The 18,083-nt window shown below is 67.9% G+C and carries 17 protein-coding genes and 1 riboswitch; of the genes, 7 read left to right on the forward strand and 10 right to left on the reverse strand.

Translation table 11 applies throughout. The features are described 5' to 3' along the window. Nucleotides 1-167 precede the first annotated feature (167 nt). Entirely contained in the window at nt 168-869 is a 702-nt protein-coding gene (locus LGM56_RS22655; RefSeq protein WP_069248802.1) for a helix-turn-helix domain-containing protein, read from the forward strand. Nucleotides 870-1,064: 195 nt separating this feature from the next. Next, nucleotides 1,065-1,213: riboswitch (FMN riboswitch) on the forward strand. Between the two features lie 118 nt (nt 1,214-1,331). Beyond that, on the forward strand, nt 1,332-2,042 hold the full coding sequence (gene ribB / locus LGM56_RS22660) for a 3,4-dihydroxy-2-butanone-4-phosphate synthase (protein WP_089495591.1): 711 nt from the start codon (nt 1,332-1,334) through the stop codon (nt 2,040-2,042). A gap of 106 nt (nt 2,043-2,148) precedes the next feature. On the opposite strand, the gene LGM56_RS22665 is transcribed toward ribB, so the two are convergent. The 5 genes from LGM56_RS22665 to LGM56_RS22685 all read right to left on the reverse strand — a co-directional run bounded on the left by LGM56_RS22665 (nt 2,149) and on the right by LGM56_RS22685 (nt 7,206). Then, the gene (locus tag LGM56_RS22665) at nt 2,149-2,835 is read right to left on the reverse strand and encodes an HAD family hydrolase (RefSeq protein WP_089495590.1); all 687 of its coding nucleotides are present in this window, start codon (nt 2,833-2,835) and stop codon (nt 2,149-2,151) included. 202 nt (nt 2,836-3,037) lie between these two features. Continuing rightward, the gene (gene iolG, locus LGM56_RS22670) at nt 3,038-4,024 is read right to left on the reverse strand and encodes an inositol 2-dehydrogenase (protein WP_226206829.1); all 987 of its coding nucleotides are present in this window, start codon (nt 4,022-4,024) and stop codon (nt 3,038-3,040) included. A 71-nt stretch (nt 4,025-4,095) separates the two neighbouring features. Continuing rightward, nucleotides 4,096-4,923 (reverse strand): TIM barrel protein, encoded by an 828-nt coding sequence (locus LGM56_RS22675; RefSeq protein WP_226206830.1) that lies wholly within the window; start codon nt 4,921-4,923, stop codon nt 4,096-4,098. A 39-nt stretch (nt 4,924-4,962) separates the two neighbouring features. Then, nucleotides 4,963-5,985, reverse strand: a complete 1,023-nt coding sequence (locus LGM56_RS22680) for a xylose isomerase (RefSeq protein ID WP_226206831.1) — start codon at nt 5,983-5,985, stop codon at nt 4,963-4,965. A gap of 156 nt (nt 5,986-6,141) precedes the next feature. Next, a complete protein-coding gene (locus LGM56_RS22685; RefSeq protein WP_089473518.1) occupies nt 6,142-7,206 on the reverse strand; it encodes a LacI family DNA-binding transcriptional regulator in 1,065 nt (354 codons plus the stop codon). A 172-nt stretch (nt 7,207-7,378) separates the two neighbouring features. On the opposite strand from LGM56_RS22685, the gene LGM56_RS22690 reads away from it, so the two are divergent. The 3 genes from LGM56_RS22690 to LGM56_RS22700 are packed head-to-tail and all read left to right on the forward strand — an operon-like array spanning nt 7,379 to nt 10,052. Further along, nucleotides 7,379-8,461: a fatty acid desaturase family protein gene (locus LGM56_RS22690; RefSeq protein WP_226206832.1), complete on the forward strand. Its 1,083-nt coding sequence runs from the start codon at nt 7,379-7,381 to the stop codon at nt 8,459-8,461. A 36-nt stretch (nt 8,462-8,497) separates the two neighbouring features. Continuing rightward, nucleotides 8,498-8,806: a non-heme iron oxygenase ferredoxin subunit gene (locus tag LGM56_RS22695; RefSeq protein WP_089426273.1), complete on the forward strand. Its 309-nt coding sequence runs from the start codon at nt 8,498-8,500 to the stop codon at nt 8,804-8,806. Between the two features lie 4 nt (nt 8,807-8,810). Next, entirely contained in the window at nt 8,811-10,052 is a 1,242-nt protein-coding gene (locus LGM56_RS22700; protein ID WP_089495584.1) for an NAD(P)/FAD-dependent oxidoreductase, read from the forward strand. Between the two features lie 111 nt (nt 10,053-10,163). Here the strand turns inward: LGM56_RS22700 and LGM56_RS22705 are convergent, their stop codons facing one another. From LGM56_RS22705 to glpD, 3 genes are all read right to left on the reverse strand, one after another. Beyond that, complete coding sequence (locus tag LGM56_RS22705; protein WP_006484467.1) at nt 10,164-10,880, reverse strand: MIP/aquaporin family protein; 717 nt, start codon at nt 10,878-10,880, stop codon at nt 10,164-10,166. A gap of 81 nt (nt 10,881-10,961) precedes the next feature. Beyond that, nucleotides 10,962-12,464 (reverse strand): glycerol kinase GlpK, encoded by a 1,503-nt coding sequence (gene glpK / locus LGM56_RS22710; RefSeq protein ID WP_089431661.1) that lies wholly within the window; start codon nt 12,462-12,464, stop codon nt 10,962-10,964. A 106-nt stretch (nt 12,465-12,570) separates the two neighbouring features. After that, nucleotides 12,571-14,094 carry a glycerol-3-phosphate dehydrogenase gene (gene glpD / locus LGM56_RS22715; protein WP_226206833.1) on the reverse strand — a complete coding sequence of 508 codons (1,524 nt, stop codon included), beginning with the start codon at nt 14,092-14,094 and terminating at the stop codon, nt 12,571-12,573. Between the two features lie 162 nt (nt 14,095-14,256). Here glpD and LGM56_RS22720 point away from each other — a divergent pair, with 162 nt between their 5' ends. Next, nucleotides 14,257-14,625: a hypothetical protein gene (locus tag LGM56_RS22720; RefSeq protein WP_089495582.1), complete on the forward strand. Its 369-nt coding sequence runs from the start codon at nt 14,257-14,259 to the stop codon at nt 14,623-14,625. A gap of 91 nt (nt 14,626-14,716) precedes the next feature. On the opposite strand, the gene LGM56_RS22725 is transcribed toward LGM56_RS22720, so the two are convergent. Beyond that, nucleotides 14,717-14,914 (reverse strand): hypothetical protein, encoded by a 198-nt coding sequence (locus LGM56_RS22725; RefSeq protein WP_011353109.1) that lies wholly within the window; start codon nt 14,912-14,914, stop codon nt 14,717-14,719. A 303-nt stretch (nt 14,915-15,217) separates the two neighbouring features. Next, nucleotides 15,218-15,997 carry a DeoR/GlpR family DNA-binding transcription regulator gene (locus tag LGM56_RS22730; RefSeq protein WP_006493999.1) on the reverse strand — a complete coding sequence of 260 codons (780 nt, stop codon included), beginning with the start codon at nt 15,995-15,997 and terminating at the stop codon, nt 15,218-15,220. A gap of 223 nt (nt 15,998-16,220) precedes the next feature. Between LGM56_RS22730 and LGM56_RS22735 the strand changes: the two genes are divergently transcribed. Then, nucleotides 16,221-17,861, forward strand: a complete 1,641-nt coding sequence (locus LGM56_RS22735; protein ID WP_226206834.1) for a gamma-glutamyltransferase family protein — start codon at nt 16,221-16,223, stop codon at nt 17,859-17,861. The last annotated feature ends 222 nt before the right edge of the window (nt 17,862-18,083 follow it).

Here is an 18,083-nt window from a genome sequence, read left to right on the forward strand (position 1 = left end):
GCGAGGAACGCATTCCTCCGCGATGCTGATAACGGTGTGAAGATAACTTCGTTTGCCGGTGCAAGACCGGGTGATAGCGTCTCGATACGCGCCGTTGCTGGCGCAACCCGATTCCGATCCCGGCTTACCCCATTCGCAGGGCTGCACCGCGGCCCGGAGGCAATGCTATGTCTTCATCCCTGGCGCTCGTGCGCGACGTGTCTTCCTTCGAATCCGGCAACGCCGCCGATGCGCGGGCGTCCGCGTCGCTCGACGTGCTCGAACAGGTCGTTGGCGTGAACCTCGCGCGGTTGCGTGCCGAGCGGCAATTGTCGCTCGATGCGCTCGCGCGGCTGTCCGGCGTGTCGCGCGCGATGCTCGCGCAGATCGAGTCGGCGCGCAGCGTGCCGTCGATCAAGGTGCTCTGCAAGATCGCCGCGGCGCTGAAGGTATCGGTCGCCGCCTTCCTGCGCCGCCATGCGGTGAACGGCTTCGAGCATCTGGCGGCCGAGCGTGCGTCGCGGGTCGTCAGCTCGAACGGCCGCTTCTCGGCGCGGGCGCTGTACCCGGAGGGCGAGCCGGCCGCGGCCGAGTTCCACGAGCTGCGGATCGCACCGCTGCATACGGAGCCCGGCGCCCGCCGCGCGCCCGGCACGACGGTCAACCTCGTCGTCAGCGAGGGCACGCTCGAAGTCAGCGTGCACGACCGCCGCCAGTTGCTCGCAACCGGCGACGCGATCGTGTTCGATGCCGACCAGCCGTACAGCCTGCGCAACCCGGGCGACAGCGAAGCGCGTGCATTTCGCGTGACGGTGAGCCCCGAGGTGCCGCCGCGCTGGCTCGTGCCCGATGCGGCGCACGCGGCACATGCCGCGCACGCGGCCGGCTGACCGCGTAACGCAGGCCGCACGGAAGCGAGCCGCGTACGCGTCGTTCGGGCGCGATCGCGGGTCGTCCGTCGGCCGTTTGGACGATGCCGTTAGACGGGGTCGTCAGTAAGGTTTTAGGCCGTGTTCGCTGCGCCGCGCGCGCAGCTGTTGTATGCTTGGCCCGCCGTCGATGGGGTTGGCCCATCCGGCAAATCAGTGCGTCTTCAGGGCGGGGTGAAATTCCCCACCGGCGGTAGGCTGGCGTAAGCCGGCGAGCCCGCGAGCGCCCGCGCATTCGCGCGGGGTCAGCAGATCTGGTCGAATGCCAGAGCCGACGGTCATAGTCCGGATGAGAGAAGATGTGCAGATAGTCATGTCCGTCAGGGCCGCTTCGCCATGTGTGCGAAGCGGGTTGTCGTTCTGTCTGTTTGCAATGCCCTGAAACGTTTTTCGCCCAAATCGTATTTGCGAGGAGCGTTTCACATGTCCTTGATGTCCGTTTCGTCGGCCCCCGCCGACGCCTTTGCCGATCTCCCGTTGCTGGATTCCGAACCGATGCCGCCGCGCATCGCCGCCGCGCTCGACGCGATGCGCGCAGGCCGTGCCGTGGTGCTGCAGGACGACCACGACCGCGAGAATGAAGCCGACCTGATCGTTGCCGCCGAGCGCATCACGCCCGAGACGATGGCGCTGCTGATCCGCGAATGCAGCGGCATCGTGTGCCTGTGCCTGACCGACGACACCGTGCGTGCGCTCGAGCTGCCGCCGATGGTGCAGACCAACGAGAGCCGCAACGGCACCGCGTTCACCGTGTCGATCGAGGCACGCGAAGGTGTGCATACGGGCGTATCGGCGGCCGATCGCGTGACGACGATCCGCGCGGCGATCGCAGAAGGGGCGAAGCCGCACGACATCGTGCGCCCGGGCCACGTGTTTCCGCTGCGTGCGCAACCGGGCGGCGTCCTGGCGCGCCGCGGTCACACCGAAGGCACGGTCGACCTGTCGATCCTCGCGGGCCTGAAGCCGGCCGGCGTGCTGTGCGAACTGATGAATCCGGATGGCACGATGACGCGCGGCGACGATGTCGAGCGTTTCGCGCAACAGCACGGGCTGCCGATGCTGACGATCGCGGAACTCGTCGAGTTCCGCGAGGCGCTGGCCGCCGCGCGCGAGCGCTGCTGCGAACCGGCCTGAGTACGGGGAAGGGGAAGGCGGGCGCGTTCGCGCGCCCGTTGCACGGCGTGCGTGAACCGGTGCACGCCGGATCGGCCCGATCAGCGTGATCGGGCCGGCACGACCATCAGGACTGTACGTCCCCGAATTCGCCGCGCATGCCGGCTTCGACGAACGCCGGTAGTTCATCCATCTTGCGCATGATCCGCGTGATGCCCATCGCGCGCAGCGCGTCCGCGTAGTTGTCGGGGATGTGGCTCGCGCCGACGAACGCGATCGTCTTCATGCCTGCCGCCCGCGCGGCATTCAACCCCGACACGCTGTCCTCGACGACGATGCAGCGCTCCGGCGCGACGCCGAGCGCGTGCGCCGCATGCAGGTAGACGTCGGGGTAGGGCTTCGGCCGTGCCACCTGTTCGGAGCTGAACACGCGATCGCCGAAGATCTCGGTGAGCGCCGCGCGCTTCAGCGAGCTGCGCACGCGCGCGAGCCGGCTGTTCGACACGACGGCCGCCGGCAGGGTCACCTTCAGTAGTGCGTCGCGCACGCCGGAGATCGGCGCGAGCGATTGCGCCAGCGCGCGCTCGATGTTGTGCTCGATGGTCTCGATGAAGTTGGCCGGCATCTCGATCCCGAAGCGGGATTCGATTCCCGTCAGGAAGCGCGACGTCTGCTGGCCGAACGCCGACTTGGCGGCAGCTTCGAAATCGAGATTCGGAAACGTGGCGGACAGCGTGTCGAGCAGGACGCGGTCGGCAATGATTTCGCTGTCGACGAGCACGCCGTCGCAGTCGCAGATAAGGTGATCGAGCATGGTGGTGAAAAGGCGGGAGGTCGGCGACACAGATCAATTCGCCATCATACGTGCATTCGCGCACACGTCGCGCGACGCTTCGGCAAAATTTCCCGATGCGGCCGCGTGCTGACTGTGTCTCCCCCGGGTGGGTTGCCGATCGTCCGGCGGCGGCCCGCTTGCGCGGTTCGCCGCCGCCTGTCACCGCTTGTCGCCGGTGACGTCACAGCTCGATTACGCGCCCCGTTTTCCACGAAGTCATCGCGGCCTCGGCTAGTTCGAGCGCGGCCAGCCCGTCGTCGATCGTCGTGCGGACCGGCGTGCCGTCGCGCAGCGCATCGACGAAATGCGCGATCTCGGCCGCATACGCGTGCCGGTAGCGTTCGAGGAAGAACGGCTCCGGCACGTCCGTCGCGATGCCGGCCGCGAGCCACGCGCTCACCTCGGTCGGCCGCACGTTGCCGGCCTGCAGCATCCCGTTGCTGCCGAGCAGCTCGAAACGCTGGTCGTAACCGTACGCGGCGCGCCGCGACGTGTTGATCTGGCACAGCAGCCCGCGCCGCGTGCGGATCGTCACGGCCGTCGAATCGATGTCGCCCGCATCCTGCACGGCCGGATCGGTCAGGCAGCTGCCGGTCGCGTGCAGCGTCTGCGCTTCGTCGCCGAGAATCCAGCGGAACACGTCGAAGTCGTGGATCAGCATGTCCTTGAAGATGCCGCCCGAACTGCGGATGTAGTCAACGGGCGGCGCGCCCGGGTCGCGGCTCGTGACGACCAGCATTTCCGGCGCGCCGATGTCGCCGCGCTCGACGCGCGCCTTCAGCGCGGCGAACGTCGGGTCGAAGCGGCGCTGGAAGCCGATCATGCAGGTCACGCCGCTGCGCCGGACGGCGTCCGCGCACGCACGCGAGCGCTCGACGCTCAGGTCGACAGGCTTCTCGCAGAACACGGCCTTGCCCGCATTCGCGGCCGCGACGATCAGGTCCGCATGGGTGTCGGTGCTCGACGCGATCACGACCGCCCGGACGTCCGGATCGCCGAGTGCGCGCTCGACGTCGGCCACCTGCGCGCCGTGCGCGTGAGCCAGCGCTTCGGCCGACGGCGCATGCCGGTCGACGACGTATTTCAGCTTCGCGCCCGGATGGCGCGCGAGATTCGCCGCATGGATCTTGCCGATCCGTCCCGCGCCGAACAACGCGAATTCGATCATTCCGTTCTCCTGTTGATTTCGTGGATATGCGCCGGTGCGCGGCTTCAGTTGGCCGTGCACCGTGGCGGCGCTCATTGATTCGCCAGTTCGCCGCGCACGTAGTCGATGCTCGCGCGCAGTCGGTCCTCGATGTCGTCGGCCTCGGCGATTTCGTGCGCGAACGGCTCGAACGAGAACGCGCCACGGTAGCCGCGCGCGAGCAGTTCGCGCAGTTGCCGGATATTGCCGAGCCGGTCGGCGCCGCCGACCAGCACGCGATGGCCGTCGCGCATCCGGTCGACCGGCAGGTCGTCCTCCTCGACGCCCGAGAGGTGCACGAGGCCCGTCAGGTTCGGGAAGAAGATGTCCTCGCCCGACAGATGATGGTGGAACGTGTCGTGCACGAGCCGGAACACCTGTTCGCCCGCTGCGTCGTAGATGCCTTTCACCGCATCCGACTTGCGGCGTAGCGCGCATTCCTCGAAGCCGAGCGGCTCGATGAAGCCGAGCAGGCCGTGCGCGTCGAGGATCGGTTTGAGTGCCTTCAGCGCCTTCACGAGATCCGCGTGGCGCTCGACCGCGCTGCGCGTGTCGCCGCGGCTGTTGGTCGGGCACAGCACCAGCGCACGCGCGCCGCATTGCGCCGCGTAGTCGGCCAACACGGTCGCCTCGTCCGCGCGCTCGGCGTTCCATTGCTCGAAGCGCTGCAGCGCGTTGATCGTCAGGATCGTCACGCCGCCGGCTTCGGCCGTTGCGCGCACGGTGGCGGCCGGCGTGCCGTCGGCGATCTCGACGCCGTCGAGATCGTTGCGGATCTCGATCGTGTCGACGCCGAGGCGCTGGCACAGCGCGACGTAACGGTCGAACGGCAAGCGCGGGGCGCTCATCCGGTTCAGCGAAAAATGGAGGGCTTGCGTCATCGTTCTGTCCTTGGGTCTCGAGTGGGGGCGGGGATCGAATCAGGTGCCGGTGTGCGCGACGTCGGTTGCCGGCGGCGCGGCGACGGCGTGCCACGTGTCGCGCAGCCAGTGCGCGCACGCGACGTTGTTGTAGAAGATCGAATAGCGCGCGCCGCCGCCGTAGTCGGGAAACGGGATGAATTCGCAACTGATCTGCTCGACGCGCGCCGGCTGTGCGTGGGCCTGCGCGTGCAGCAACTGCCGAAGCGCGGCCTTCCACGTGTCGAGCGCCTCCGCGCGCCATACGTCGTGATAGGTGCCCGGTGCGGGCGCGACGAACGGATACTGGATGCCGCGCCCGGGCCTGCCGTCGGCGCGGCGCATCCACGGGTTGTCCGGATTGTTCGGCATCACGCTGCGCGCATGCGCATGCCGGACCCAGCCGCGCGCGATCCAGTCGGCGTAGAGGGCGTCGGGCGATGCAGGGTCGAGCAACCGCCGGCCGCCGTCGGCCGCGTCGCGGATGCCCGATGCATCGAGTTCGGTGTGGTTGCCGATCTTGAACAGCAGGTGCGAATGATCGAGCGTGATCCGGAAGGGCACGCCGGCCTGCTCGACAAGCCGTGCAACGCGTGCGACACGCGTGAAATCCTCGCTCCACATGTCGACGTGCACTTCGAGGCTCGGCAGGCAACCGGCCGGCTCGCCGCGCTCGTAGGTCCGCAGGTAGAAATCGGCGACCTCGCGATCGGACAGCGGATGGCCGCTCGCGTGATGCGCATGCAACTGGCAGTTGAGCACCGTGCTGCCGAAGCGCGCGCCCGCGTCGACGATCTCGGCGACGTGCGCTTCGTCACGGCCCGCGCACCAGATGCCGCCGATCACGCGAATCGGCAGCGCATGACGTTCGACCAGCGCGAAATACGGCGACAGGTCCTCGCCGCGCGCCGGGTTCTTTTCGATGTAGTCGAACACACCGGCGCCGGCGACCATCCGGAAGCGTTCGGCGGGCGTGGGCAACGGCAGGCCGTCGTGTTCGAGCACGCCGTCGAGGTTCACGCCGATGAGGATCGGTTCAGCCATCGTCTCCTGTCCGCCGTTGTCATGGGATGGGTTGCCCAATGTACGGAGGCGCGGCGCGGGCTGCATGACAAACGTTGGCGAAAAATCGCCAATGCGGCGGTCGATTTTTTCGCAATGCGCGTGCGGCGCGACAGACGGTGTGCCGGGCGTTCGAATTCAGGCTGGCAGGTACGCGCTCGTCCGCACGTTTGCCGGACAGAACACGCGGAATTCGACCGGATCGGCCGGTGGCGGCTGTTCGACGATCCCGCACGCATGCAGCACGTGCTGCAGTGCGGAAATCACCTGGCCGTCCGGATCCTGGTCGATCGCGAGATCCATCGCGCCGGATTCGATGAAGGTGCGGTGCAGGTCGATCATCTCGTGGCCGATCCACACGACGCGACCGGCCGCGCCGGCCTTGCGCAGCGCCGCCTCGATGCCGGCCGAGCCGGCGCCGCTGTTGTAGATCGCGACTACGTCGTCGTGCGCCTGCAGCGCCTTCGTCACCGCGCGGTAGCAGCGATCGTCCTGGTCGAGCGTCTCGACCGGCTCGTCGTCGCAGCGGACGGCGGCGAACGCTTCGGCAAGCTGGTCGCGGCAGCCGGCCATCCGGTCGGCGTGCGCGCGGTAGCCCATGCGCCCGCCGAGCAGCAGCACGCGGCCGGGGCGTGCCGCCAGGCGGCCGATGTAATAGCCGGCCGTGCGCCCGGCCCGGTAGTTGTCGATACCGGCGAAGTGCGCGCGGTCGATGCCGCCGATGTCGGTGACCATCGTGACGACGGTCTCGCCGCGCGCGATCGCGCCGGCCAGCGCGTCGCGCACGCGGCTCGTGTCGCGTGCCGTGACGATCAGCGCCGCGCGCCGGTAGGCGGGCCGTTCGATCAGCGCGGCGGCCCGCTCGTCGTCGGCGGCGGGCAGGATCGTCCGGTGCACGACCACGCGCCGATCGAGCATCTGCAGCGAGCGCTGCAGCGCCAGCTGCAGCCGCTTGAAGAAAGCCGCGTCGGTATCCGGCAGCAGCACGTCGACGTGGAGCAGCCCGTGCCGCGTGTCGGGCAGCTGGCGCGGCACGCCGAGCTGCCGCGCGGCTGCCACCACGCGTTCGCGGGCCTGCGCCGAGACGCTGCCGCGCTCGTTCAGCACGCGGTCGACGGTGGTCGTGCTGACGCCGGCAAGCGCCGCGATCTCGTCGAAGCGTGCGGTGCGCTTGCGCCAGCGCGGCCCGGATTCGCCTGCCATGGTTGTCTCCATCGTGGTGTCGCCATCGAGACGTGGCGATGCGGGGAACGCTAAAACGATGGCGAAATTTCGTCAACGTTTCGATTGAGCGGGGGAGGCCGCGGGCCTAATTTTGATTCCATGCCGAAGCGCTTGCCGCGCTTCCAACGAACAAGGAATCCAGGAGACGCACGTGGCTCATATCGACGACCAGGCGCACGACCGCACGGTGGCGCGCCGTCAGGCATACCGGATGATCGGCGGCGCCGGCGAGCGCGCGCAGGCGGCCGGGCTCGCCAACGCCGAGTGGTATCGATGCCCGGTGCCGCGGCCGCTGATGAAGCAGCTGATGCAGCGTGGCGACGCGCGCGCGCTTCGCGACACGCTGATCTGGTATGCGGCGATCGCGATCAGCGGGGGGCTCGCATGGCTGGCGTGGCGTGCACATTCGGCGTGGGCGATCCCCGCGTTCTTCGTGTACGGCACGCTCTACTGCAGCCCGGCCGACTCGCGCTGGCACGAATGCGGGCACGGCACCGCGTTCCGCACGCGCTGGATGAACGACGTGCTGTACCAGGTCGCGTCGTTCCAGGTGTTCCGCCGCGCGACGGCGTGGCGGTGGAGCCATGCACGTCATCACACCGATACGCTGGTCGTCGGGCGCGATCCGGAAATCGCCGCGCCGAAGCCGACCGACTGGCGCTCGCTCGCGCTGAACATCGTCGCGCTGAAGCATGTGGCCGGCGAGCTGCGCAAGATGATCGCGACGGCCTTCACCGGCCGGCTCGACGACGAGGAGCGCACCTACGTGCCCGAATCGGAACGGCCGAAGGTGGTGCGCGAGTCTCGCATCCATCTCGCGGTGTACGCACTCGTGACCGGTGCTTCGCTCTACTGGCACACGATCCTGCCGCTCCTCTACATCGGCCTGCCGAGCCTCTACGGTGCGTGGCTGTACCTGTATTTCGGCCTCACGCAGCACGCGGGCATGCCCGAGAACGTGCTCGATCACCGGCGCAACTGCCGGACCGTGATGATGAATCCGGTGTTCCGCTTCCTGTACTGGAACATGAACTATCACGTCGAACACCACATGTTCCCGATGGTGCCGTTCCACGCGCTGCCGAAGCTGCACGAGGCGGTGAAGGCCGACATGCCGCCGCCGTATCGCAGCACGCTGGCCGCATACGCGGAGATCGTGCCGGCGCTGGTCCGGCAGACGCGCGACCCGACCGATTACGTCGTGCGGCCCGTGCCGGATGCCGCGCGCGCCTGACCGATATCGACTCTTCCAACCCCGGAGACACGCAACATGACGCAATGGATCGACACCGGCGCGCTCGACGACATCGACGACGAAGACGTCGCGCGCTTCGACCATGCCGGCCACACGTACGCGATCTACCGCATCGACGGCGAAGTCTATGCAAGCGACGGCCTGTGCACGCACGAGCAAGTACATCTCGCGGACGGGCTTGTGATCGACCACGTGATCGAATGCCCGAAGCACAACGGGCGCTTCGACGTGCGCGACGGCCGGCCGCTGTCCGCGCCCGCCTGCGAGAAGCTGCGCACATACCGCGCGAAGATCGACAACGGCCGCATCCTGATCGAGGTGTGACGCGATGACGAACGATCGGGTGATGGCGATCGTCGGCGCGGGCCACGCGGGCGGCCGCGCGGCGCAGGTGCTGCGTGAATCCGGCTGGAGTGGGCGGATCGTGCTGATCGGCGCGGAGGCGCACCTGCCGTACGAGCGGCCGCCGTTGTCGAAGGGCGTGCTGACCGGCGAACGCAGCGCGGCGCAGTGCCGGTTGCGCGATCCGGCGGCGTGGGCGGCCGATCGTATCGAGCCGGTCGTCGCGACGGTCGAGCGCATCGATCCGGGCGCACGCGAAGTGCGCCTGTCGGATGGCAGCGTGGTCGGCTACGACGCGCTGCTGCTCGCGACCGGCGGCCGCGCGCGTCGCCTGACGATTCCGGGTGCGACGCTGGACGGCGTGTTTGCATTGCGCACGCTCGACGATGCGGCGGCGCTCGGCACGCGGCTCGCGCCCGATGCGAGGGTCGTGCTGATCGGCGGCGGCTTCATCGGCCTCGAAGTCGCGGCGTCGGCGCGACTGCGCGGGTGCCGCGTGACGGTGCTCGATGCGGCGTCGCGCCTGCTCGGGCGCGCAGTGCCGGAGGCGATCGCGGCGCGCGTGCACGCGCTTCACGAACGGCAGGGCGTGGCCATTCGCGTGAAGCGGAAGCCGGTTGCGATCGAGCGGACGACGGGCGGCGCGCTGGCCGTCGTACTCGACGACGGCGACACGCTGATCGCCGACACGGTCGTCGCCGGCATCGGAATCGAGCCGGCTGACGAGCTGGCGCGTGAGGCGGGCCTCGCCGTCGAGCGCGGCATCGTCGTGAACGAGCGGCTCGAGACATCGGCGCGCGGCATCTACGCGGCCGGCGACGTCGCGGTGTTCCCGAGTGCGTTGTCGGGGCGGCCCGTCCGGCAGGAGACGTGGCACGGCGCCGAGACCCAGGCGCGCGTCGCCGCGCGCAACATGCTCGGCGCCGACGAGCCGTATCGCGAGACGCCGTGGTTCTGGTCGGATCAATACGACGCGCAGTTGCAGGTGGCCGGTGAGCCGGTACTCGGCGAACTATCGGTCGCGCGCGCGCTCGGCGACGACGCGGAAATCCATTTCCATTTCGACGCCGGTGCGCGGCTCGTCGCCGCAAGCGGTTTCGGCCGCGTGTCCGGGTTCGTCAAGGACATGCGGGTGGCGAGAATGCTGGTCGAGCGCGGGATCGACGTAAGCCCGTCGGCTGTCGCGGATACGGGGGTGAAGCTGAAGTCGCTGGTCTCGGCCGAGTGAGGCCGGTAGCGGAAACGAAGCGGCGAAGCGGCGGAGCGCGAGGGAAGGCGAACGAAGGAAGGAAAGCAAAACGCGCGGCGAGGATCGCCGCGCGTTTCGGTCAAGCGACGATCAGATCGTCGTGTGCAGGTGCAGGTACAGGCCGGCCGCCGCGGCGCCGCCGAGCAGCGGACCGACGACGGGCACCCATGCATAGCGCCAGTCGCTGTCGCGCTTGCCGGGGATCGGCAGCAGCGCGTGCATGATGCGCGGCGACAGGTCGCGCGCGGGGCTCATCGCATAGCCGGTCGGGCCGCCGAGCGAGATGCCGATGCCGAGCACGAGCAGGCCGACGGGCAGTGCGTCGAGCGCGCCGAGGCCGACTTGCGGCGACGCGAGGTACAGCACGCCGAGGATCAGCACGAACGTGCAGATCGCTTCGGTCAGCACGTTGTGCGTGACGCTGCGGATCGCGGGCGCCGTGCAGAACACCGCGAGCTTCAGGTCCGCATCGGCTTCCTTCGCGAAGTGCTGGCGATAGGCGAGCCACACGAGCAGCGCGCCGGCCATCCCGCCGAGCATCTGCGCGAGGACGTAGCCGCCGACTTTCGACCACGCGAACTTGCCCGCGAGCGCGAGACTGATGGTGACGATCGGGTTCAGGTGCGCGCCGCTGAACGATGCGGTCACGTAGACGGCGACGAACACGGCCATCGCCCAGCCCATCACGATCACGATCAGGTCCGCGCCTTTGCCCTTGGTCTTTGCAAGCAGCACGTTTGCGACCGCGCCGTTGCCGAGCAGCACGAGGATCGCTGTGCCGATGAATTCCGCAATATAAGGTGACATGTTTGTCTCTCTTGAATCACGGCGGACTCGCGCAGTGCGCGGTCCGCCGGTGTTGTTGTATTTCGTCCGGATGCCTGACGGTTACTGCGCGTCGTCGGCCCATGCCTTCGCGGCACGCACCGCACGCTGCCAGCCCGACATGCAGCGTTCGACGTGCTCCTTCGGCATCGACGGCGAGAAGCGGCGATCGAGCTGCCACTGGTCGCGCACTTCGTCGAGGTTCTTCCAGTAGCCGATCGCGAGACCCGCGAGGTAGGCCGCGCCAAGCGCGGTCGTCTCGGTGATCTGCGGACGCACCGCGTCGACGCCGAGCAGGTCCGCCTGGAACTGCATCAGCAGGTCGTTCGCGCTCGCGCCGCCGTCCACGCGCAGCTCGCCGATGCTGATGCCCGAATCGGCTTCCATCGCGGCCAGCACGTCGAGCGACTGGTACGCGATCGAATCGAGCGCCGCGCGTGCGAGGTGCGCGGAGGTCGTGCCGCGCGTGACGCCGAACACCGAACCGCGCGCCCGCGCGTTCCAGTGCGGTGCGCCGAGGCCGGCGAACGCGGGCACCAGGTAGACGCCGTCGGTGTGCGGCACGCTCGCGGCGAGCGCTTCGATTTCAGCGGCCGACTTGATGATGCCGACACCGTCGCGCAGCCACTGCACCACCGCGCCCGCGATGAAGATGCTGCCTTCCAGCGCGTACTGCACGTCGTCGCCGATCTGCCAGGCGATCGTCGTGACGAGGTTGTTCTTCGACTCGATCGGCTTGTCGCCGGTGTTCATCATCAGGAAGCAGCCGGTGCCGTAGGTGTTCTTCACCATGCCCGACGTCGTGCACATCTGGCCGAACAGTGCCGCGTGCTGGTCGCCCGCGATGCCCGCGAGCGGGATCTTCGATGCGAACACGGTGGTCTTCGTGTGGCCGTAGATTTCCGACGACGCCTTCACTTCCGGCAGCATGCTGCGCGGGATGTCGAGCATGTCGAGCAGTTCGTTGTCCCACTCGCGCGTGTGGATGTTGAACAGCATCGTGCGCGACGCGTTCGTCACGTCGGTCACGTGCAGTTCGTGCTTCGTGAAGTTCCACACGAGCCAGCTGTCGACGGTGCCGAACGCGAGCTTGCCCTGCTTGGCCTTCTCGCGTGCGCCGGGCACGTTGTCGAGAATCCAGCGGATCTTGGTTCCCGAGAAGTACGAATCGATCGGCAGGCCGGTCTTCGCGCGCACCTTCGCCTCGAAGCCTTGCGCCTTCAGCGAATCGCAGAAGTCGGCCGTGCGGCGATCCTGCCAGACGATCGCGTTGTAGACGGGCTGGCCCGTCTCGCGATCCCACACGATCGTGGTTTCACGCTGGTTGGTGATGCCGATCGCGGCGATCGACGTGCCGTTCAGGCCCGTGCGCGTGACGGCTTCGGCGGCGACGCCGGCTTGCGTCGACCAGATTTCCTGCGGATCGTGCTCGACCCAGCCGGGTTGCGGGTAGATCTGCTCGAATTCCTTCTGGGCGATCGAAACGATATTGCCCTGGCGATCGAACAGCATCGCGCGGGAACTCGTGGTGCCCTGGTCAAGCGCGAGGATGTACTGATCCTGCATGTCTCTCATCTCCATCCGTGGATTTGGCTTAGTTGTGATGCGCGCCGCATGTGGGGCGGCGCGTCGGTGAGTCAACGTCGGTCAAGCAACTGCAACTGCATTCCGGTCAGGCGTGCGGCGCGTGCGCGGCGGCGAACCACGCGTCGACCGCGGCGGTCACCGCGTCGAGCGTGCCGGGCGCGACGTGCAGGCCGAGCTTCGAGCGGCGCCACAGCACGTCCTGCGCGCAGGTCGCCCATTCGGCGTCGCGCAGGTAGCGCAGTTCGGCGTCGTAGATGCCCGGTGCGATTTCGGTGCCGAGATCGGCGAGCGACTTCGCGCCGTCGATCACGCGTTCCGCACGCGTGCCGTATGCACGGGCATAGCGGCGGGCGAGCGCGGCGGGCAGCCACGCATGGCGTTTGGCGAACGTATCGGCGAATGCGTCGAACTTCGCGTTCGCGATGTCGCCGCCCGGCAGCGCGACGCCGGCCGTCCAGGTCTTCGCGTCGCGGCCGAGTGCGCGGCACAGCATGTCGCCGGCTTCTTCCGCGAGCTTGCGGAACGTCGTGATCTTGCCGCCGAACACCGACAGCAGCGGGGCGCCCGCGCCGTCGTCCAGCTCGAGGCGGTAGTCGCGCGTGACGGCCGATGCGTTCGCGGCGTTCTCGTCTTCCAGCAGCGGGCGCACGCCCGAGTAGGTCCAGTGCACGTCGGCCGGCGAGATCTTGCGCTTGAAGTAGCGGTTGATCGAATCGCACAGGTACTGCGTCTCGTCGCGATCGATCGCGACCTTCGCGGGATCGTTCGTGTATTCGACGTCGGTCGTGCCGATCAGCGTGAAATCGTGCTCGTACGGAATCGCGAAGATGATCCGCTTGTCCGGGTTCTGGAAGATGTACGCGTGGTCGTGATCGAACAGGCGGCGCGTGATGATGTGGCTGCCCTTCACGAGCCGCACGCTGTGGTGCGCGCCGCGGCCGAGCGCGCCTTTCAGCACTTCGCCGACCCACGGGCCGGCCGCGTTCGCGATCGCACGTGCATGCACGACGCGGATCGAGCCGTCGGCGTGCTGCAGTCGCGCTTCCCATTCGTCGCCGCGGCGTTCGGCGGACACCAGCTTCGTGCGCGTCAGGATCTGGGCGCCGCGCTCCTTCGCATCCATCGCGTTCAGCACGACGAGGCGCGCGTCGTCGACCCAGCCGTCCGAATAGACGAAGCCGCGCTTGATCGAGTCGATCAGCGGCGCGCCGGCCGCATGGCGGCGCATGTCGATGCCGCGCGAGCCGGGCAGCAGTTCGCGTTTCGCGAGGTGATCGTAAAGGAACAGGCCGATGCGGATCAGCCAGGCCGGACGCAGGTTCGGCATGTGCGGCATCACGAAGCGCAGCGGCCACATGATGTGCGGCGCCGCGCGCAGCAGCGTCTCGCGCTCCTGCAGCGCCTTGCGCACGAGTCCGAACTCGTTGTACTCGAGGTAGCGCAGGCCGCCGTGAATCAGCTTCGTGCTGGACGACGACGTGTGCGACGCGAGATCGTCCTGCTCGCAGAGCATGACCGACAGGCCGCGGCCGGCCGCATCGCGCGCGATGCCCGCGCCGTTGATGCCGCCGCCGACGACGAGCAGATCGTAGCGATTCGGTTGGGTCACCTGCTGTCCTTATCGTCTGAGGGAAAGGGTTGAACAGAAAATGTTCGAATTCGAAATTTAACGAACGAAATCGAAAAAGTAAAGTTCGATAAAGCGGGGCCAGTAGCGCGCGGCACGATCCCGGACGATACTGGCGAAATCGACCGTTTCGCGAGGTGAATCATGCGTATTGGGATGTGGGCCGGCGCGTGCGCCGTCCTTCTGGCGGGGTGCACTGCCGGGATGCCGCCGCTCGCCGGCAACTGGCGCACGCCGTCGTTCGCCGACCTGCAGACGTCATGCGGCGGCACGGCGCGGGACTGGGGCGCGGACGCTCAGCCGGTCTACTCGACGCTATATGACGCGTACGTGGCGAAACGGTATCGTGGGCTGACCGATGCGAACTATTGTGCGTTCGTAAACGAACTTTCGACGCACTATGCGGCGCCGGACGCGGCGGCGCGTGCCGGCTGGATCGCGTATTTCAACGGTGCGCGGGCGCAGGCCATCAGCTGGCGGGCGGCGGTCGATCCGACGCTGCGCGGCGGTTGAAACAGGCTGGGGCGGGGTTGGGGGACGGAAGCGGAAGTGGCCGCGCGGCCCGGCATCCGGGCGGCGCGGTCAGGTCAGAAACGGTGTGGTTTTACGAATAGCGGTACTTGATGGATCGCAGTGCGGCGTCGCCGGTTTCGGTCACGCAGTATTTGCGTCCCGAACCGAGGCCTTCCAGACGGACGAGCTGCTGTTCGAGCAGCGCGTCGATTTCGTCCCGATCCATGTGGGTTTGATCGGGAGCGTCCTTCACAAGCAATAGCGTGGCGAATTCATGCGGACTCAGCATCGTTCTCTCCATGGCGACCAGTCAGCCCGCGCAGCCGGCGCACGGGCCGACGCGCGATACCCAGCGGGGTATGGCTTGGGGGGAAAGCTGTATTCGCCGGCCATGCCATTCGTCCGCGCCCTGGCACAGGCGGAACGGTCGAAATAGGCCGGGGAACTGGAGTCTAGTCGAGCGCGCGGGCAACGACAAATCGGGCCCCGTTAATTTTCCGTTTGACAGCCGGGCTGCGCGCAAGCGGTTTGCTCGCGACGCCAACTTCTTGATTTCACTTGAAGTTTTAGGTGCGGTGCAGCATCGGAACCGTCACTCGGCGACGTACACCTGGGTGCCGGCGGCCGCCACGGTATCGGCCATCTCGGGCGGCAGCGGCTTGTCGGTGAAGAGCGCGTGCACCTGGCTCAGGTGACCCTGGCGCACCAGCGCGGGACGGCCGACCTTCGAATGGTCGGTCACGAGATAGACGGTGCGCGCATGCTGCATGATCGCCTCGGCCACGCGCACCTCACGTGTGTCGAAGTCGCGCAGCGTGCCGTCGGCCTCGATCGCCGATGTGCCGATGATCGCGTAGTCGACCTTGAACTGGCGGATGAAGTCGATCGCGAGTTCGCCGACGATCCCCTTGTCCCACGGCCGCACGATGCCGCCCGTGATCAGCACCTCGCAGTCGGGGTAGCCGCTCATCATCGACGCGACGTTCAGGTTGTTCGTGATCACGTGCAGCCCGTGGTGGCGGTTCAGCGCGCGTGCGACTTCCTCGGTGGTCGTGCCGAGGTTGATGAACAGCGACGCCTGGTCGGGAATGTGCGACGCCGCGAGCGCCGCGATGCGCCGCTTCTCGTCGTGGAACATCCGCTGGCGCGCGGTGTACGACACGTTCTCCGAGCTGGTCGGCAGGCTCGCGCCGCCATGGTAGCGGCGCAGCAGGTTCAGGTCGGCGAGCCAGTTCACGTCGCGGCGGATCGTCTGCGGCGTCACCGCGAAATGCGCGGCGAGATCGTCGACGGTCACGAAGCCGTCGCGCTGCACCCATTCGAGCAATTCCTGCTGGCGCGCGTTGAGGGTGAGGCGGGGATCTCGGGTCATGGCTCGATGGTCGTGTCGTGAGACGGAGCGGGTATTGTAAGGGCGGCAACGGCGTTAGGCCGGCCCGGCCCGCAGGCTTGCCCGATATTCATGTGGAAATTGCATGGATTCATTTCACAAATGAATTTGTGCGATTGTGCCGATCGCGCTGCAATGGCGGATTGTCCGCGCGCGCGGGGTGCGCGTCCGGCGCGATCATTCAGCTTTCGACGAGGTGGAACCGATGACTGGCTTCAACTGGCACAACCCGTATCCGACGACCCGCATCCCGGTGTTCGCGCGCAACGTCGTGTCGACGTCGCACCCGCTCGCCGCGCAGGCGGGGTTGCGGATGCTGTGGAAGGGCGGCAACGCGGTCGACGCGGCGCTCGCCGCCGCGGCCGCGATCACGGTCGTCGAGCCCGTGTCGTGCGGGCTCGGCGGCGATGCGTTCGCGCTCGTGTGGGACGGCGAGCGGCTGTCCGGGCTGAACGCGTCGGGCGTCGCGCCGGCCGCATGGAACGTCGACTATTTCCGCAAGCGCCACGGCGAGGCGGGCAACGGCATCGCGAACAAGCCGACGCGCGGCTGGGACACCGTCACCGTGCCGGGCGTGATCGCGGGCTGGGAAGCGCTGCATGCGAAGTTCGGTTCGCTGCCGTTCGCGGACCTGCTCGAACCGGCGATCGAGATCGCGGAGCGCGGCTATGCGGTGCCGCCGATCGTCGCGCACAAGTGGGCGGCCGCGGTGCCGGAACTCAAGGGACTGCCGGGCTTCGCGGACACCTTCATGCCGCACGGCCGCGCACCGCAGGTGGGCGAGCGCGTGTGCCTGCCGGGCCATGCTCAGACGTTGCGCACGCTGCAGAAGGAGGGGGCGCGCGCGTTCTACGAGGGCGCGCTCGCCGAGCGCATCGCCGCGTTCTCCCGCGAAGGCGGTGGCGCGCTGACCGCAGCCGACCTGCAGGCGTACCGGCCGGAATGGGTCGAGCCGATCGGCAAGCGCTTCGGCCGTCACACGATCCACGAGATTCCGCCGAACGGGCAGGGCATCGCCGCGCTGATCGCGCTCGGGATTGCCGAGCACGCGGGCGTGACCGAGTGGCCAGTCGACTCGGTCGACTCGCAGCATCTGCAGATCGAGGCGATGAAGCTCGCGTTCGCGGACGTCTATCGCTACGTCGCCGATCCGCGTGCGATGGAAGTCACGCCCGAGCAGATGCTCGACGATGCGTATCTCGCCGAACGCGCGAAGCTGATCGATCCCGCGCGCGCGACGCACTTCGCCGCCGGCCGGCCGCATTCGGGCGGCACGATCTACCTGTCGGCGGCCGACGAGCGCGGGATGATGGTGAGCTTCATTCAGTCGAACTACATGGGCTTCGGCTCGGGGCTCGTCGTGCCCGGCACCGGCATCGCGCTGCAGAATCGCGGGCACGGCTTCTCGATGGACCCGGCTTCGCCGAACGTCGTCGCGGGCGGCAAGCGGCCGTTCCACACGATCATCCCGGCGTTCGTCACCGAGGAGGTCGACGGCCGGACCGAGGCCGTGATGAGCTTCGGCGTGATGGGCGGCGACATGCAGCCGCAAGGGCACCTGCAGACCGTCGTGCGGATGCTCGGCTACGGGCAGCAACCGCAGGCGGCCTGCGATGCGCCGCGCTGGAAGGTCAACCGCGACTTCACGCTCGACGTCGAGGCGACGATGAATCGCGCGACCGTCGATGCGCTGGCCGCACGCGGCCATACGATCAAGTCGATCGACGATCCTTACATGGATTTCGGTTCGGGGCAGTTCATCTGGCGTCTCGATCGCGACGATCGCGAGCGCGGCTACGCGGCCGCGAGCGACAGCCGGCGCGACGGTCTGGCGGCCGGTTTCTGACGGATTCCTGGCGACTTTCGCCGGCATGTCGTGTGCTTCGCGGGCGGCCGATTGGCCGCCCGTTTCGTTTGCGGCAAGCCCCCTATCACCGCGCGGGCGCAAGCGGTTTGAAGGACTCGTCTAACGAACGGCAACAGACGCCGTGGAACTGCGCTTGTCGGGTATGGTCAGTGCTTTGAAGCATGAACATCAAAGTCCGGCTAAGATGCCAGCATGGTTCGG

Origin of the sequence: Burkholderia sp. AU38729, assembly GCF_020419725.1 — a bacterium.
GTDB lineage: Bacteria > Pseudomonadota > Gammaproteobacteria > Burkholderiales > Burkholderiaceae > Burkholderia.

What these genes read in the sequence shown, in the direction of transcription:
- LGM56_RS22655 (WP_069248802.1), top strand. Translation starts at nt 168, where the DNA reads ATGTCTTCATCCCTGGCGCTCGTGCGCGACGTGTCTTCCTTCGAATCC.
- ribB (WP_089495591.1), top strand. Translation starts at nt 1,332, where the DNA reads ATGTCCTTGATGTCCGTTTCGTCGGCCCCCGCCGACGCCTTTGCCGAT.
- LGM56_RS22665 (WP_089495590.1), bottom strand. Translation starts at nt 2,835, where the DNA reads ATGCTCGATCACCTTATCTGCGACTGCGACGGCGTGCTCGTCGACAGC.
- iolG (WP_226206829.1), bottom strand. Translation starts at nt 4,024, where the DNA reads ATGATCGAATTCGCGTTGTTCGGCGCGGGACGGATCGGCAAGATCCAT.
- LGM56_RS22675 (WP_226206830.1), bottom strand. Translation starts at nt 4,923, where the DNA reads ATGACGCAAGCCCTCCATTTTTCGCTGAACCGGATGAGCGCCCCGCGC.
- LGM56_RS22680 (WP_226206831.1), bottom strand. Translation starts at nt 5,985, where the DNA reads ATGGCTGAACCGATCCTCATCGGCGTGAACCTCGACGGCGTGCTCGAA.
- LGM56_RS22685 (WP_089473518.1), bottom strand. Translation starts at nt 7,206, where the DNA reads ATGGCAGGCGAATCCGGGCCGCGCTGGCGCAAGCGCACCGCACGCTTC.
- LGM56_RS22695 (WP_089426273.1), top strand. Translation starts at nt 8,498, where the DNA reads ATGACGCAATGGATCGACACCGGCGCGCTCGACGACATCGACGACGAA.
- LGM56_RS22700 (WP_089495584.1), top strand. Translation starts at nt 8,811, where the DNA reads ATGACGAACGATCGGGTGATGGCGATCGTCGGCGCGGGCCACGCGGGC.
- LGM56_RS22705 (WP_006484467.1), bottom strand. Translation starts at nt 10,880, where the DNA reads ATGTCACCTTATATTGCGGAATTCATCGGCACAGCGATCCTCGTGCTG.
- glpK (WP_089431661.1), bottom strand. Translation starts at nt 12,464, where the DNA reads ATGCAGGATCAGTACATCCTCGCGCTTGACCAGGGCACCACGAGTTCC.
- LGM56_RS22720 (WP_089495582.1), top strand. Translation starts at nt 14,257, where the DNA reads ATGCGTATTGGGATGTGGGCCGGCGCGTGCGCCGTCCTTCTGGCGGGG.
- LGM56_RS22725 (WP_011353109.1), bottom strand. Translation starts at nt 14,914, where the DNA reads ATGCTGAGTCCGCATGAATTCGCCACGCTATTGCTTGTGAAGGACGCT.
- LGM56_RS22730 (WP_006493999.1), bottom strand. Translation starts at nt 15,997, where the DNA reads ATGACCCGAGATCCCCGCCTCACCCTCAACGCGCGCCAGCAGGAATTG.
- LGM56_RS22735 (WP_226206834.1), top strand. Translation starts at nt 16,221, where the DNA reads ATGACTGGCTTCAACTGGCACAACCCGTATCCGACGACCCGCATCCCG.